Origin of the sequence: Staphylococcus gallinarum (assembly GCF_000875895.1) — a bacterium.
Taxonomy (GTDB): domain Bacteria; phylum Bacillota; class Bacilli; order Staphylococcales; family Staphylococcaceae; genus Staphylococcus; species Staphylococcus gallinarum.
Map to the genome: position 1 here is coordinate 326,169 of NZ_JXCF01000001.1, position 16,030 is coordinate 342,198.

General features: G+C 31.8%; 19 protein-coding genes and 1 pseudogene. 17 read left to right on the forward strand and 3 right to left on the reverse strand.

Annotated features, from left to right (window positions below; all coding sequences use genetic code 11):
• Positions 1-6 precede the first annotated feature (6 nt).
• The 9 genes from SH09_RS01395 to SH09_RS15755 all read left to right on the forward strand — a co-directional run bounded on the left by SH09_RS01395 (position 7) and on the right by SH09_RS15755 (position 5,046).
• The gene (locus SH09_RS01395; protein WP_042737821.1) at positions 7-348 is read left to right on the forward strand and encodes an SAUGI family uracil-DNA glycosylase inhibitor; all 342 of its coding nucleotides are present in this window, start codon (positions 7-9) and stop codon (positions 346-348) included.
• Positions 349-442: 94 nt separating this feature from the next.
• On the forward strand, positions 443-754 hold the full coding sequence (locus tag SH09_RS01400; RefSeq protein ID WP_042737822.1) for a DUF960 family protein: 312 nt from the start codon (positions 443-445) through the stop codon (positions 752-754).
• A 16-nt stretch (positions 755-770) separates the two neighbouring features.
• Complete coding sequence (locus SH09_RS01405) at positions 771-1,277, forward strand: DUF1643 domain-containing protein (RefSeq protein WP_042737823.1); 507 nt, start codon at positions 771-773, stop codon at positions 1,275-1,277.
• Between the two features lie 17 nt (positions 1,278-1,294).
• Positions 1,295-1,747 carry a JAB domain-containing protein gene (locus SH09_RS01410; protein ID WP_042737824.1) on the forward strand — a complete coding sequence of 151 codons (453 nt, stop codon included), beginning with the start codon at positions 1,295-1,297 and terminating at the stop codon, positions 1,745-1,747.
• A gap of 168 nt (positions 1,748-1,915) precedes the next feature.
• Positions 1,916-2,791, forward strand: a complete 876-nt coding sequence (locus SH09_RS01415; RefSeq protein WP_042737825.1) for a helix-turn-helix transcriptional regulator — start codon at positions 1,916-1,918, stop codon at positions 2,789-2,791.
• A 37-nt stretch (positions 2,792-2,828) separates the two neighbouring features.
• The gene (locus tag SH09_RS01420) at positions 2,829-3,296 is read left to right on the forward strand and encodes a hypothetical protein (RefSeq protein ID WP_042737826.1); all 468 of its coding nucleotides are present in this window, start codon (positions 2,829-2,831) and stop codon (positions 3,294-3,296) included.
• A 23-nt stretch (positions 3,297-3,319) separates the two neighbouring features.
• Entirely contained in the window at positions 3,320-3,622 is a 303-nt protein-coding gene (locus SH09_RS01425) for a hypothetical protein (RefSeq protein WP_042737827.1), read from the forward strand.
• A gap of 304 nt (positions 3,623-3,926) precedes the next feature.
• Positions 3,927-4,556, forward strand: coding sequence for a hypothetical protein (locus SH09_RS01430; protein ID WP_042737828.1), 630 nt, complete (start codon positions 3,927-3,929; stop codon positions 4,554-4,556).
• Positions 4,557-4,575: 19 nt separating this feature from the next.
• The gene (locus SH09_RS15755; protein WP_232161411.1) at positions 4,576-5,046 is read left to right on the forward strand and encodes a hypothetical protein; all 471 of its coding nucleotides are present in this window, start codon (positions 4,576-4,578) and stop codon (positions 5,044-5,046) included.
• Positions 5,047-5,371: 325 nt separating this feature from the next.
• On the opposite strand, the pseudogene SH09_RS01445 reads toward SH09_RS15755, so the two are convergent.
• Both SH09_RS01445 and SH09_RS01450 read right to left on the reverse strand, forming a co-directional pair.
• A pseudogene (locus SH09_RS01445) lies at positions 5,372-6,060 on the reverse strand (flavin reductase family protein).
• 120 nt (positions 6,061-6,180) lie between these two features.
• Positions 6,181-7,359 carry an MFS transporter gene (locus SH09_RS01450; RefSeq protein ID WP_042737830.1) on the reverse strand — a complete coding sequence of 393 codons (1,179 nt, stop codon included), beginning with the start codon at positions 7,357-7,359 and terminating at the stop codon, positions 6,181-6,183.
• Between the two features lie 172 nt (positions 7,360-7,531).
• Here SH09_RS01450 and SH09_RS01455 point away from each other — a divergent pair, with 172 nt between their 5' ends.
• From SH09_RS01455 to SH09_RS01490, 8 genes are all read left to right on the forward strand, one after another.
• Complete coding sequence (locus tag SH09_RS01455) at positions 7,532-7,732, forward strand: hypothetical protein (protein WP_042737831.1); 201 nt, start codon at positions 7,532-7,534, stop codon at positions 7,730-7,732.
• A 186-nt stretch (positions 7,733-7,918) separates the two neighbouring features.
• Complete coding sequence (locus SH09_RS01460; RefSeq protein WP_042737832.1) at positions 7,919-9,418, forward strand: NAD-dependent epimerase/dehydratase family protein; 1,500 nt, start codon at positions 7,919-7,921, stop codon at positions 9,416-9,418.
• Between the two features lie 49 nt (positions 9,419-9,467).
• Positions 9,468-9,968: a TspO/MBR family protein gene (locus SH09_RS01465; RefSeq protein ID WP_042737833.1), complete on the forward strand. Its 501-nt coding sequence runs from the start codon at positions 9,468-9,470 to the stop codon at positions 9,966-9,968.
• Between the two features lie 4 nt (positions 9,969-9,972).
• Complete coding sequence (locus SH09_RS01470) at positions 9,973-10,446, forward strand: glycosyl-4,4'-diaponeurosporenoate acyltransferase CrtO family protein (protein ID WP_002467534.1); 474 nt, start codon at positions 9,973-9,975, stop codon at positions 10,444-10,446.
• Positions 10,447-11,937 (forward strand): phytoene desaturase family protein, encoded by a 1,491-nt coding sequence (locus tag SH09_RS01475; RefSeq protein WP_042737834.1) that lies wholly within the window; start codon positions 10,447-10,449, stop codon positions 11,935-11,937. It begins immediately after the preceding gene.
• 66 nt (positions 11,938-12,003) lie between these two features.
• Positions 12,004-13,047, forward strand: a complete 1,044-nt coding sequence (locus SH09_RS01480; RefSeq protein WP_042737835.1) for a glycosyltransferase family 2 protein — start codon at positions 12,004-12,006, stop codon at positions 13,045-13,047.
• A gap of 55 nt (positions 13,048-13,102) precedes the next feature.
• A complete protein-coding gene (locus tag SH09_RS01485; protein WP_042737836.1) occupies positions 13,103-13,984 on the forward strand; it encodes a phytoene/squalene synthase family protein in 882 nt (293 codons plus the stop codon).
• Positions 13,981-15,486, forward strand: coding sequence for a phytoene desaturase family protein (locus SH09_RS01490; protein WP_042737837.1), 1,506 nt, complete (start codon positions 13,981-13,983; stop codon positions 15,484-15,486). The genes SH09_RS01485 and SH09_RS01490 overlap by 4 nt, the downstream gene beginning before the upstream one ends.
• Before the next feature lie 50 nt (positions 15,487-15,536).
• Here the strand turns inward: SH09_RS01490 and SH09_RS01495 are convergent, their stop codons facing one another.
• On the reverse strand, positions 15,537-15,962 hold the full coding sequence (locus SH09_RS01495; RefSeq protein ID WP_042737838.1) for a pyridoxamine 5'-phosphate oxidase family protein: 426 nt from the start codon (positions 15,960-15,962) through the stop codon (positions 15,537-15,539).
• Positions 15,963-16,030: the final 68 nt, after the last annotated feature.

Here is a 16,030-nt window from a genome sequence, read left to right on the forward strand (position 1 = left end):
TTAAAAATGACATTAGAACAACAACTCAAGCACTACATGACAAACTTATTCAAACTGCCCAAAAACGAAGAGTGGGACTGTGAAGCAATCAATGAAATAGCTGATGATGTGCTTCCTGAACAATACGTAAGACTCGGACCACTAAGTAATAAAATACTTCAGACATACACTTATTATTCGGGTAGTCTTCACGAAAGAAGTATTTATCCTTTCATTCTCTACTACCAGAAACAGCTCATTGCTATTGGTTATATAGATGAAAATCATGAAATGGATTTCTTGTACTTGCATAACACAATCATGCCTCTAATGGATCAAACACACTTACTACAAAAAGGAGAATCATAAATATGAATACATGGATTCGTATTGCGCAAATCAGTGTCACTGTCATAACCGAAATTATCACAATGATGAAAGATGTAGAAAAGGAGAAATTATAATGGAACGCTATATTACACGAGGTATTGCCTCTAACTTACCAACCACATTACAACAACAATTATGGAAACTTGTAGCACAACGTGAAAATGAACAGTCCAAGGAACTAGAAGAAATAGATTACTTTCATGTCTTTCAGTTCAACATGCATAATAATCAACTATATATCCAACACAAACAAGAACGTCCTGAGTATGTCAAACTTCATAAAGCTAATTACTCAAAAACTATCAATATCAATAAGGTTTACGTCATACGAGAAGATGATGTAGACCTTTCTTATTATGTCATGTTATTACCGGATGAATATTAACTAAGGAGAAAAAACAATGCAAAATATTCAAAGCACATTAGAAACAGAAGCTATTTTCAGTGATGACCAACAACATCGCTATCTACTTAAGAAACTTTGGGATAAAGATAAACAAGCTATCACAATCATTACCATGTACCCCCATTATGATGGCGTACTCAACATAGACTTAACAACACAACTGATTATGAACAAAGTTTCAGAAATGGATGTATTTGGTTCAATTCATTTTGTGAACTTGTACTCCAATATATCGACACCAATCAACCTCAAGCATCTAGAAAATGCTTATGATAAGCATACAGATATTCAAATTATGAAAGCAGTCAAAGAATCAGATGAAGTAATACTAGCTTGGGGTGCATATGCTAAGAAACCAGTTGTCGAAACGAGAGTTAAAGAAGTCTTAGAAATGTTGAAACCACATAAAAAGAAAGTGAAGCAACTCATTAATCCAGAAACGAACGAAATTATGCATCCACTCAATCCTAAAGCAAGGCAAAAATGGGTGTTAAAAGCTTAATGAATATGGAGGTCAATATGGAATCAAAGCAAATCAACATCGTTTCATTACAAATGATTAAAACAGGTACTTTGAGTTATCTCAAAAGAAGGATTACGAGTCCAGAAGATGCGACAGATATTATGAAGTCATTCATTGGCAATAGTGATCGTGAACACCTTATTCTCATATGTATGAATAGCAAAAATGAGCCAACGCATATTCAAACACTATCCATTGGATCTATTAATCAATCCATCATACATCCTAGAGAAATATTTAAAACTGCCATACTCAGCAATGCCAATAGTATTATGATAGGACATAATCACCCGAGTGGAGACGTAACACCTTCCCCGGAAGATATTAATATAACTGAACGATTGGTGCTCATTAGTGAAATGATGGGCATTTTATTTTATGACCATATTGTATTTTCAGAAAGTCATACACATTCAATTATGAAATATAACATGAAACACGAGGTTTAGCCGTATTATGTCATCGCTATCACGATACTAATAATTGTGATTTTCAAAATGCTTTTATATCAACATTTCAATGTTATTAATATTTTTTACAACTTTTCTTGAATCTATGAATGGATGACTTATTTTGGCAAAGCTGTTTTGTAATATATAAATTAAAGGAGGTGACGCATGGATCGAGCATTTCGAATACTGACAATATACAACCGATTATTACAACATAAGTCCGTCAACAAGAAATCACTCACATTAGAGCTTGATACGAGTCCTAGAACGATACAAAGAGATATCGATGATATCAGAAACTTTTTATATGAAAGTCAATCATGGATAAGTAGCAAAAATGAAGTCACGTATGATTATAAATCAGAAAGTTATAGGCTCGAACAAGAGGATGAAAGTGAAAATATGTATTACATGTATGATATTTTGACAGCTTTATCCCTGACTACACCAAAATTAAGTCCTTACTTTTATCAATATCTTAAGCTATTAATTTTAAAGCATCATTCAAACAATCAAAATACGCTATTAAAGTATCTTGATCGTTTCGAGGTTAATAGCAATAAAACATCAAATACACCAACATCTATAGTATCTCGAGCATTAAATGAAAATAAATATATCCAACATAACGAAAGTTTATTAATGCCATTATCGATGAACTATCAAATGTTTGCGTTTCACTTAGTGTATCGAATGAACAACGAAATTTTTATAGATGATATTAACAAAATGAATCTAAGCTTGTCTAATAAACAATTTGATGTACAGCATAAAGAAGATACGCAAATCTATATTACTTTTGAAATCGCTAAAGATGTTTGGATAAAAGTACATCGCAACTATCAAATTTATGTGATTGAAAATTATGATGAGCATTATCTCATTGTTACATTCAAAATGACAAGACTCGAAGCCATTCAACTTTGTTTTTTATATCGATCCAATATTCGTATCATATCACCACCTGATTTGAGAGAGGCAGTGATTGATGAACTACTACTTCTTCAATCAACCTATTTAAAGCAACAAATTCAAATCTAAAAGTTAAAATAAAAATATTTTAAGGAATGAGACAATCATGATTAACAAAATCAATAAAAAAACAATAGCAATTATTATCATCATAGGCTTAATAGCGTTATTATTTACTTTCTTTAAAAGTCATACTACAAAACTTTCAAAAGATGATGCAATAGAAATGGATGGTTACAAAATTTCATATAATGAAAATCCTGGAGAATATCAAGGACAACTTCGAATACCAATGCGTGTTGAAAACTTAAAAAACATAGATAACCCAATTAATCCGGATAAGACTTTTAAATTAATAGCCGATGGCAAAGAAGCTGAAATGGAAAGTTTTTCTAATGATAGCAAGTATGTAAATGGAACATCATTTAGTCCTAGAATGACAGTATCTTTAGATATCGTTTATAAAATTAAAGGTAATCCAAAATCTTATAAGTTACAAATTCATGATCGTAAACTTCTAAAAGATAAAGTGTATGAATACGATATTACATCAGATATAAGTAAAGTTAATTAAAAATATAAAAGGGGAACAATCAATTGACCGATTACAAAGATAAATTAAATAAAAAACTAAAAGATTCTCAAAAATATATAAAAGACAGTGATATGAAAGGACTATCACAAAGTAAGTTAAAGCAATTCTTCCATGGTATTAAAAAGGGTAAAAGATTACCAATCATGATTGCGTCTTTTCTACTTATGTTAATCCTCTGGGTACCTATGATGTACGGAAGTATGACGCTAAGTATTTTTACAGGGCAAGATGGCATGTCTAACAAAGAACTAAATGGTTTACAAGATAGACTAGATGACAGATATGAAAAAATGTTTGGAGAGTGATTAGAGTGACATTAGCACGAGCAATAATATTAATTTTATTACAATTCTTTTGTGTATTTTTAGCTATACAAGTTGGTTTAGCCTCAGGAGGTTTTTCATTTATAACAATCTTAATTTTAGCATTTATACTTTTTTCAATCGTATATTTAGCATTCTTGTATCCGTTTTGGAATAAAAGATAATCAATTAGAGACGTGTTCTAATTAGAATGCGTCTTTATATTGAATAATAAACACAGAAAGATTTCGCAAAATATATTAAAACAATAATACAAAGTAAAGATTAAAAGAATGGGGATAGTTAATTGAAAAAAGTCTTAGCAAGTTTGGGCGTCATCTTATTAGTTGCAATATTGGGAGTTGCAGTTGTATTCGCGTATGGTAGTTACAAGGATTTAGAACTCAAAAAAGAAGAAGCTAAAGTAGCTGATCAAAAAAAGAGCGATAATGGAAACAAAACTTCAGAAAAAGAACAACAAAATCAAACATCAACAGTAACAACTCAACAAGATAATCATACAAATGAAGCAAGTAACGAAAAAGCGAAAAAGCTTGAAGATGCTTATAATATCAATAGTAATGAAGCTCAAATTTTATCAAATGAAATTGACAAAGCTGATACGGATGGAGATGGTGTAATTACAACTAAAGAAATGACCCCTACCTTACAACAATTTGCAGAAGAAGGAAAATTACAACCAGCTGGTGGAGGCGCAACTGCATCAGAAGATAGTGCCGGACAGGAACAACCTAAATATACTGCAGAAGACGCAAAAAATATGACAGATGATGAATTTCTTGCGGCATATAAAGAAGGTATGACTGAAGATCAAGCTGCTGCAGTGGATGAAGCTACAGAGGGGTCAGAAGATTATGTAGACTTCTTAAGAGGTCAAGTAGAAGCTCGTGCAAATGGTCAAGGTGGGAATTATTAAATTTAAGGACGGATAGGTTATGAAAAGATTATTAAGCGCAATAACAATAGTTTCTATTTTAGGTATATTAGCAGCTGTTGGGTTTTTTGGATATACTAAATATCAAGCAGTAGAGTTAGAAAAAGATAAATTACAAGCTCAGCAAAAAGAAAATGATGACAGTGATTCGCAAAGTATTAACGAATCAGCTAACAATGAGAGTCAAAATAATAGTCAACAGCAATCTACAACAGAAGAATATACAAGCGATGAACAACAAGTGACTAGAAATAATGTGTTTGATTACGCTATTGCTGCTGTAAATGAAGTTGGGGATGCTGATTTATTAAAATTCCAAGAACCAGTTTATAATAATGGAGAATGGAAAATTGATGCAAATAACAAATCAGGTGCTGGAGCAAATACCATCATAGTTAAAGATGATGGGACAGTTCAAATTTGGAATGGACCTAAAACATCTATAGATCATGAAACTAAAATTGAATTGTAGTAAGAAAATGATGAAACATCAACTATACTAGCTAATAATACATGTGGACTATATAAGTATATAATCAGAATAAAAGAAGTAATACTATAAACAGAGCATTTCCTACTCCATAAAGGTAGGAAATGCTCTTGAAATTATATTTTTTACTTATTCGTTATTTTTAAAAGTTCAATATTTTGAATAAACGAAACTAAAACTCACTTAAAACTTTTGTTTTAAGTTCATGAACTATATTTTCAAACAGTTCAATAATTATACTACTAATTGTCTCTAATCCAATCAAAATCGAAAAGAAAAGTATATATAGCGATAATAATCAATAGTATTATTCGAAAGTAAATCTTGTTTTATTATCAAAATTTCTACCCTCTAAACCAGCTAATTCTTCTTTTGATGCAGATGGTGCCTTCATTTCAAAAATTTGATCGACAACTGTATAGTCATAATAACCTAAACGTGCAATAGGTCTAATAGATTGTATATCAAGTTTCCCGTTATCTAATATCACTTCGTCATCAATGTGAACTTGTGCTACACGGCCGACAACCATATCTACAGTAGATACCGGATCGCCAGTAGGGATAAGCACTGTTTGGATATATTCACATTCAAAATGTACAGGAGATGCTTTGACTCTGTGACCAGGCGCTTCAATGCATTTCTCTTTTTCTACACCTGCAAATTCATCTTCTTCTGGTGGCAATGCCTTAGCAGATAAGTTTACTGCTTCTCTTAAATCATAAGTTGCCATGTTCCAAACAAACCATCCTGTTTCTTCTGCATTTTTAACTGTATCTTTACGCTCGTGTTCTCCTAAAACAGATTGATTAGCTGCAAACATTACCATAGGCGGATCCCATGTTAAATTTTGGTATTGGCTATAAGGTGCTAAATTATCTTTACCATCCTTTGATATTGTTGAATCCATCCAATTGGTCTAGGAACAGTACTGCTTTTAAAAGGATCGTGTGGTAAACCATGGCTACGTGTGCCTTGTTTTGGTGAATAATTCATAACATGATCACTCCTCAAAAATTTTGAAACTACTGCAAGAATAATTGTAATTAATGTAAACTTCTAATACTAAATTTGAATTGATTTATTAGTTCAAACTATAGAACAATGAAAAGTGCATCAATAAGTTGTCTGTTGATCGCTTGGCAAGAATAATGAAGCAAGGAATGCTAAGAATGCAATAGATGATATGATTACAAACATACTTGTAAAATTATTTAGAGAAGTAAGGTAAATTGATAGGATCGGAGCAATTGCTGTACCTAAAAATAGAATAAATGTGTTAACAGATAAGAAGAAACCTCTATTTCCATACACTACCATATTTACTTTTGCGATAACTAAAGGGACTGCAAAGGCAATTCCAGCAACAAAACATATACTTAAAAATGTTATTAGCAGGATATTATGTGCAAAAGGCATTAATATTAATGTCACACCACAAACGCCTAAAGCAATATTTAAAACAAATTTGACACCATACCTACTACTAATACGTCCCGACATTAATGAACTTATCATACCAAAAACACCGAATAATTTTACTAGAAATGCTGTGTGATTATCTCCGTGTATAGAATCCGATAGTATGAATTCATTTATTACTGCATACATAGAAATGAATGTTGTAAGTAATGTTAGAGAAATAAAGTAGCAGATTAATACTTTTCGATTTTTAGCAAAGTCTTTGAAATTGCTAAAGTATTTAAGGATTTGAACATCTGAATTTTTTACAGGGCTTTCTGGGACATTTCTAAAGATGATAATAGCTAAGCAGATGTATAGCGAAGAAAGTATAAAGAAAATAATGTGCCAATCGAATTGGCTAATTAATATTTCTGAAAAATTTTGACCTAAAATACCAGATAGCATAAAACTTGTACTAATAAAACTTACTGCTGTTAACCTCTTTTTAAGTGGATAAGTTTCGGTAGTGTAAGTAATAGCTATGGGAGAAAATGCAGCGGCAAATATTCCTTGGAGGCCTCGTAAAATCAATAATGTATTAAAAGAAGTTACAAATCCAATCAAAAAGCAAACTATAATTAGACCAATTAGTGAAAGTAAAATGACGCGTATTCTTCCAAATTTTTCTGAAATAGTACCATAAAATAAACAGCTAATGGAATAAGTGACTGAAAAAACCACACCATTCATTGCTGCAACTGACTGAGATATACCAAAATCATTAGCTAAATGCTCTGTTATAGGTATTGCGGTATATAGATTAAACATAATTAAGATACCAGAAATAAACAAAACAAATGTTATTATATTATAATTTTTTGACGCTTCCATACGTATTACTCCTTGAAAATGAATTGCTTCCATTATTACATTTATTTAGGTTTTGAAAAACCTTTTTTGAAAAATTGTTCATTTCAGTTTTGAATTTTTTGTGAAGTGGAAATAGGTAAGTGAATGTAGAAGTGATGACAATCGAATGGGAGCATTTTCAGGAGGTAAATTAATGAAAATAAACTTAAATTGGGAAAATACTTTTCAAGAATATCAAGATATATTGAATTCTGGTTTAAATCCAAAATGGTTATATAGCGCTAAAGCAAATATGATACTAATTCCAGCTTATACAGGAAAGGGGAAAGAGTTTTTTTACACTAGTGACATCATTAAAGCAAGTAAGATTATCCCTTTTTTTAGACAATTGTGATAATTTCGTAGAGTTATTTCATAATTCGTGCTAATAAAGATTGAAAAGTTTTAAAAAGGGTACAACATTAAGTAAGAGACTTGGAGCTCTTGTCAATTAAGATAATGAGCAAGTGAGCTCGTTACGTAAAAGATGAGCTGAGGTAAAGTTTACCTGCTCATCTTTTTCTATTTGGAGGCTAAATATATGAAAAAAATATTATTAACAGGCGCTTCGGGATATATCGGTAGTCACTTAATGAATAAATTAAAAGATAACTATGAAATTATAGCTATTTCTAGAAATATAGAAAATAAATCAAATGAACACAATGTTACTTGGAAGGCAGCTGACTTGTTTGATTTAAATGAAATCACTGAGGTAATGGAGGACATTGATATCGCTATATATCTTGTCCATTCTATGATGCCTTCAGCTAAGTTGACGCAGGCGAGCTTTGAAGATATGGATGCATTATTAGCTGATAATTTTGCTAAAGCCGCAAGTTATAACAAAGTTCAGCATATTGTATTTATGAGTGGTTTGATACCTAATACAAGTGAATTATCACCACATTTAAGAAGCCGTTTAGAGTGCGAACAGATTTTAGGATCATATGGTGTACCAGTAAGTACTTTAAGAGCTGGTTTGATTATAGGATCTAAAGGAAGTTCTTACCCTATATTAAAAAAATTAGTAGATAGATTACCTGGCCTGTTACTGCCCAAATGGGCTTATAATACAACATTGCCAGTCGCAATAGACGACGTGATTGACGGTTTATATAAAATTGTAGAGCGACAGCCGAATAAGAATGAATCGATAGATATTGGTGGACCTAGTCATATGACTTATAAAGACCTTTTCAAGCAAACTGCAGAGGTACTAGATAAACGATTACCTACGATAGATTTGCCTATTATTCCCATTTGGCTAAGTAAATATTGGGTGAAACTTATTTCTGGGGTACCAAAAGAAATGGTTTATCCGTTAATGGATAGCTTAATTCATGATATGATTAGAAACGATGAAAATGTTGTGAAAGATATTTCTATAGGTAAAATTGATTATAAAGAAAGTGTGCGTAATGCCTTGGAAGAAGAAACTAAGACACAAAAGAAAGGGAAGTCATCACGTAAGGGCGATATTAAAGATGTTAGAGCAATATCAAGGGTAGTCTTACCTAAAGATGTAAATATGATTCAATTGGCAGAATCATATGCAAATTTTTTAAATAGAATTACATTAAATGTCGTTAATAGTGATTTTAATGAAGATAACTTTACGATTAGTGTGCCGTGTTTAAATAAGGACTTACTATTATTAAGTAAAGATTTTAAAGCTTCTAATAATGAGAGAATTTTATATCGAATTGTTGGTGGAGATTTCGCTTTAGATTCAGATGGTGGTAATGCAAGATTAGAGTTTAGAAGGTTACCTAATAGTGACGCATGTATCATAGCGTTACAAGAATATGAACCGACGTTACCTTGGTGGGTATATAAGTATACCCAAGCAAAAGTTCATAAAAGTGTAATGAATCTTTTTAAATTCAAGATTAATAGCCAAAAAACTAATAAAGGAGAATACTTTAATATGAAGAAGTTTATTTTGCCAATTGTTATTACAGGTGCAATTGTTTTGAAAGTATATGGATTGAAAAAGTATTTAGCTAGAAAAAATAACATGTCCAATGCCGAATTGTAACGGCTAAAATAAAGGCTAGTTACTTTTACAAAAAAAGAGGGGATCAACTATGAAAGCAAACGAGATAATTAAAACAATTATAAAAGTTATAACACCAATTACAGGCGGTAAATTTATAGGGAAATTTGCAGTGAAAAACGCGAGAAAAGATTATAAAAATAATGTTAAACCACCTTTTTCACCACCCGGCTATGTCTTTCCAATTGTGTGGCCAATACTTTATACAACGATGGGCGTAGCTTATGCATTAGTGACTAATAAATCTACTAGTAAGGATTTAAAAGGTGCTTATTACACGCAATTAAGCCTAAATTATCTATGGTCGATATTATACTTCAAATATAAATTACGCTTTAGTGCGTTGATAGAGAGTGTTGTATTACTGGGCGCAGTAGTTACAACAACTGTAAAATTTTTCAATGTAAAAAAAGTTGCTGGCATTTTACTAGTTCCATATATGCTTTGGAGCGCTTTTGCTACTTATTTAACAGCTGGTAATTGGTATTTAAATAAAGATAACCCAAGCTATACAGCGAAATCTGAGCATTAAATTGATGAAAAAGATTATATATATTGCGCTATATTGGTTTATAGTTCAAATGATTATTGCTCAACTTGGTACTCGTATTAGTTATAAGTTCTTAGAAAAAGATAATAAGTATTTTCGAAGTTGGAATATTGAACAAGAGGGTCAATTATGGCAACAATTAGTTAAAGTGCAATATTGGAAAGATCATTTGCCAGACGGTCAAAATCTTAACCCTAATATCAGTAGTAAAGCGACTTTCGATTTATCTAAAAATATGAATGATATACAGCGATTTATATTAGAAACTAGACGTGCAGAGGTGGTTCATCTGCTATCCATATTTCCTGTTATTGCGTTTTTTAAAGCGTCAAAAAGCGTTAAAATAATTAATTTTATATATGTCATTATAGCTAATGTGCCTTGTATGATTGTTCAGCGCTATAATCGCCCTAAGTTAATACGTATTTATAATAAATTACAAAAAAGAAAAGGTGATTAAATGGGAAATAAGAAAATGGTTGTCATAGGAGGTGGCTTGGGAGGGATTGCCAGTGCAATTTGTATGGCTCAAGCAGGCTATCAAGTGGATTTATATGAACAAAATAAGCATATCGGTGGAAAGGTAAATAGGTTAGACATAGATGACTATGGATTTGATCTCGGTCCATCAATTTTAACCATGCCTAAAGTATTTCAACGCCTATTTCAACGATGTGATGAAAGGCTAGAAGATTATGTTAGCATTCGTAAGTTAAGTTTACAGATTAGAAACGTTTATCCAGATGGCCAAATTTTAGATTTATATGAATCCATGGAAGATATGTTAACAAATAATGAATCGTTAACAAATAAAGATATAGAGCAACTTTCTTCGTTTTTTAGTTACGCACAAAAGATACATCAAGTTGCTGAAAAAAGCTACTTTGGTAAGGGATTAGATACGATGTTTGCAATTATTCGTTATCATGGTCCGTTTTCAGCTTTAAAGCAATTCGATTATTTTCATACAATGCAACAAGCCATTAATAAAAGGGTGGATAACCCATATTTAAGAGGAATGCTAGGTTATTTCATAAAATATGTAGGCTCCTCATCTTATGATGCTCCGGCTGTATTGAGTTTATTACCTCAAATGCAACATGAGGAAGGTTTGTGGTACGTAGATGGTGGCATTCATAAGTTAGCGGAAGCGATGGAACAATTAGCGAGAAAATTAGGTGTGGGCATACATTTTAACACCCCCGTAAAACATATCAATTATAATAGTCAAAATAAGGTGACAGGGATAACAATAGAAAGTAATGAGGAAATATATGCAGATTACATTATATCTAATATGGAAGTAATCCCTGTTTATAAATATTTATTGAATTTTGATGCAAAGCAAATACACAAATTGGAACGTAAATTTGAGCCAGCTAGTTCAGGTTATGTCATGCATCTTGGTGTGGACAAAAGTTATCCAGAGCTTCAACATCATAACTTTTTCTTTTCAAGTAATTCTGAAGTTAATTATGATCAAGTTTTTCACCAGTATGTTTTGCCTGAAGATCCGACTATTTATGTAGTGAATACAAATAAAACAGATAAGACACAGGCGCCAGAAGGACACGAGAATATAAAAATATTGCCACACATACCATACATTCAGAATAAGTCATTTAGTGAAGCAGAATATCTGCAATTCCGAGAACGTATATTGAATAAATTAGAGTCTATGGGCTTAAAAGATTTGAGAAGGCACATTGTATATGAAGATATATGGACGCCACATGACATTGAAAATACATACAATTCTAATAAAGGAGCTATATATGGCGTAGTTTCTAATAAGAAGAAAAATAAAGGTTTCAAGTTTCCTAAAAAAAGTCAGTACTTCAAAAATTTGTACTTTGTAGGTGGTTCTGTAAATCCTGGCGCTGGTATGCCTATGGTCACTTTGAGTGGTATGCAAGTAGCAGAAGCTATTATTAATGGAGAAAGTAGTTGAGGCTGAATGATACTTTATATAATAGCAATAGTATTGACGATACTATCACTAATAAGTGGAATGTGTATGTATGCGCGTCGAGCGATTATAAATAACTTCGGAAAAGAAAGAGGTCAGACAGCCGTCAGTGTTATTGTACCTGCTAGAAATGAAGCGGAGAACTTACCTAAATTACTTAACAGTATAAGTAAAGAGCAAGTAATAGAAGTAATTGTTATGGATGATGGTTCAACTGATGAGACACAAGTTGTTGCTAGATATTATGGTGCGAGCGTATATACTGTTGAAAATGATACTACATGGCAAGGTAAGTCACATGCTTGTTGGCAAGGTAGCAAATATGCAACGCATGATTTATTGATGTTTGTTGATGCTGATGTTCAGTTTGCTTGTGATGATAGTATTCAAAATATAGCCAATCAATATGATTTACAAGGTGGTAAAGGTTTGTTATCAATACAACCTTCTCACAAGATAAAAAAGCTATATGAAAATATATCGGCGATTTTTAATTTAATGACAATCGTAGGTATGAATCAATTTTCAATCACGAAATCAGCAAATAATGAGCAAGGCGCGTTTGGACCAGTCCTTGTGACAAATAAGCAAGATTATAAATTGACACAAGGACATTTGAAAGCTAAAAATCAAATCATTGAAGGCTTTGCAATAAGTAAAGCATATAATCAGCAAGGTTTGCCAGTTAGTTTGCATGAAGGCCAAGGTGTAGTGAATTTTAGAATGTATTCTCAAGGATATAAAGCGCTATTAGAGGGTTGGAGTAAACACTTTGCACTTGGCTCTCAAGTAACTAAAAAGTCTACGCTTACGTTTGTATTTTTATGGCTATTTGGTTCACTTACAACAGTTTTAGCGATAATTTTTTCAATTAATTTAGGCTCGTTATATATATTATTAGCTATTACTCTATATTTTATATATGCGATACAATTTCATATATTTATTCGAAGAACAGGAAATTTTAATATCGTTGCGAGTTTATGTCATCCACTGCTCTTCATATGCTTTGTCGTGATATTTTTTAAATCATGGTTAGATATCAATGTATTCAAACGTATATATTGGAAAGGTCGTAGAATAGATTTATAGCTCAGTTTTTTATACAAATGTCAAGAAGTTCTAGGCTTACTGAGGAGGTCAATAAATGAATCAATTAGAGAGAGATTATAACCATTGTCACAATATAATGAAAGAACATTCAAAAACGTTCTCATATGCCTTTGATTTTTTGGATTTAAAAAGGAAAAAAGCAATTTGGGCTATTTATGCAGTTTGCAGAATTATAGATGACAGTATTGATAAATACAAAGACCTTGAGCAATTAAACGGCATAGCTAGAGATTTAGATGTGATTTATAGCGATTGTGATTATATTCAAGCGTATCAAAGTGATGCAGCTATTATGAATGCTTTAAGTAATACATTGAATACATATTCAATACCTAAAAAACCTTTTGAATCTTTAATTCAATATGTGAAGGAAGATTTAGTTTTAAAAGAAATGAAAACTGATTCAGATTTATATGAGTATTGCTATGGTGTGGCAGGTACTGTCGGTGAATTGTTAACTCCTATATTAACTTCATCAAATGAAAATAATTTCGAGCAAGCTGAAGAAGCTGCGATTGCTTTAGGCAAGGCAATGCAAATAACTAATATTTTAAGAGATGTCGGCGAAGATTTTCAAAATGGAAGAATTTATCTAAGTGTAGAAAAATTAGCTCAATATCGAGTTAATCTACATTCTATATATTATGAAGGAGTTACGCCAAATTATATAGAACTGTGGGAAAGTTACGCTACAGAGGCAGTTAGGTTATATGATATTGCATTAAACGGTATTAATTATTTTGACGAAGAGGTACGTTACATTATCGAATTAGCTGCGATAGCTTATCATGAAATACTTGTGGAAGTAAGGAAGGCAAACTATACGTTGCATAAGAAAGTATATGTAAGCAAATTGAAAAAAGTGAAAATTTATCGTGAACTTAGTGCGAAATATAATAGGAGTGAAACATTATGAAGATTGCAGTTATAGGCGGCGGTGTTTCAGGTTTAGCTGCAGCTTCAAGATTAGCAGCAAACGGTCACCAAGTAGATTTATATGAAAAGAACCAACAAATAGGTGGCAGGATGAATCAGATCAAGCAAGATGGATTTACATTTGATATGGGACCAACCATCGTAATGATGCCAGAGATTTATCGAGACGTTTTTAATTACGCTCAAAAAAATATGAATGATTACTTGGAAATTAAACAATTATCACATATATATGATGTTTATTTTAGTGAAACAGATCAAATTCGCGTTCCTACAGATCTTGCTCAATTAAGAGATATGCTTGAAAGTATTGAACCTAACTCTACGCATGGTTTTATGTCCTTTTTAACAGATATATACGAAAGATACGAAATAGCACGAAAATATTTTCTAGAACGTACGTTTAGGAAACCTACGGATTTTTATAATCCTTTTACTATATATCAAGGTATGAAACTCAAAACATTTGATAAAGCAGATAATTTAATTGAAAAATATGTTGATAATGAAAAAATCCAAAAGATTTTAGCGTTTCAAACATTATATATAGGTATCGACCCTAAACGAAGCCCGTCATTGTATTCAATTATACCCATGATAGAGTTAATGTTTGGCGTTCACTTTATAAAAGGTGGTATGTATAGCTTTGTCAGAGCGCTTCAAACGCTAAATGAAGAATTAGGTACTCAAATTTATACCAACGCAAACGTTGAAGAAATTATCATTGATAGTCGATTTAAGCGTGCGGAGGGACTAAAAGTAAACGGACATATAGAAAAGTATGACAAAATGATTTGTACTGCTGATTTTCCATATGCTACTTCATCTTTAATTAAAAATGAACATCATCCTAAGAAGTATACGACACAGAAAATTGATAATATGGACTATTCTTGTTCTGCCTTTTTAATGTATATAGGGGTTGATAAAGATTTATCCGAAGAAATTTTGTTACATAATGTTATATTTTCAAAGGATTTTGATAGTAATATCAATGAAATATTTTCCGGGGAAATATCCCAAGATCCATCAATATATGTATACGCTCCTAGTGTGGAAGATCAATCGTTAGCGCCAGAAGGTCAAACAGGTATTTATGTGCTGATGCCCGTTTCAGAATTGAAAACAGGTGATACGGATTGGTCTGATGAGTCAACAATCACACAAGTGAAAGATATTATTTACAATAAGCTTTCTACGATTAAAGCGTTAAAAGATTTGAAAAAGCAAGTTGTGACAGAAATTATTTATACGCCTAAGGATTTTGAAGGAGATTATAATGCTAAATTTGGAGCAGCCTTTGGTTTAATGCCTACTTTAGCGCAAAGTAACTATTACAGACCGCCTAATGTGAGCAGAGATTACAAAAATTTGTATTTTGCTGGAGCTAGTGTTCATCCAGGGGCAGGAGTGCCAATTGTACTGACGAGTGCTAAGATTACGGTTGATGCTATGTTAGAAGATATTAATAAGGGCAAATAAAAGAGCGCTTAAATCACTTGTGAATGGGGTGATTTTAAGCGCTTTTTGTATTAATCGAACGTGATGGTTTGGGGCGTATCTAAATTATTATCGTTCATAACTTTTATTGATTTTGGAACCACTTTAATTACACATAAGTCCGGATCGTCTTTAGAGTCAAAGAAAGTCTTATCTTGTTTGTTCCAAATCCAATCAATAGTCTCTTGATCTTTCAGTATTTCAACATTAGCATCAATTTCTAGAAAACTACGATTATTCGTTTCATCGTAACCTATAAGTACATGAGCTTTGGGATTATCTTTAAATTCAGCAATTTTTTTAGACTCAATGCTTGTCTTAGTATAAAGTGTGTGTCCATCATTATAAAATACCATGTATCTACTATTAGGTGTATTGTTATGTGCAGTAGATAGGACACCTATTTTTGATGTATTTAATATATTTTCAATTTCATTTTGTAATAGTTCGTTATTCATAATTTAATCACCTCTGATAATAATATACCCTGAAGTTGCCTATAATATGTAAGGTATTAAAATTTATT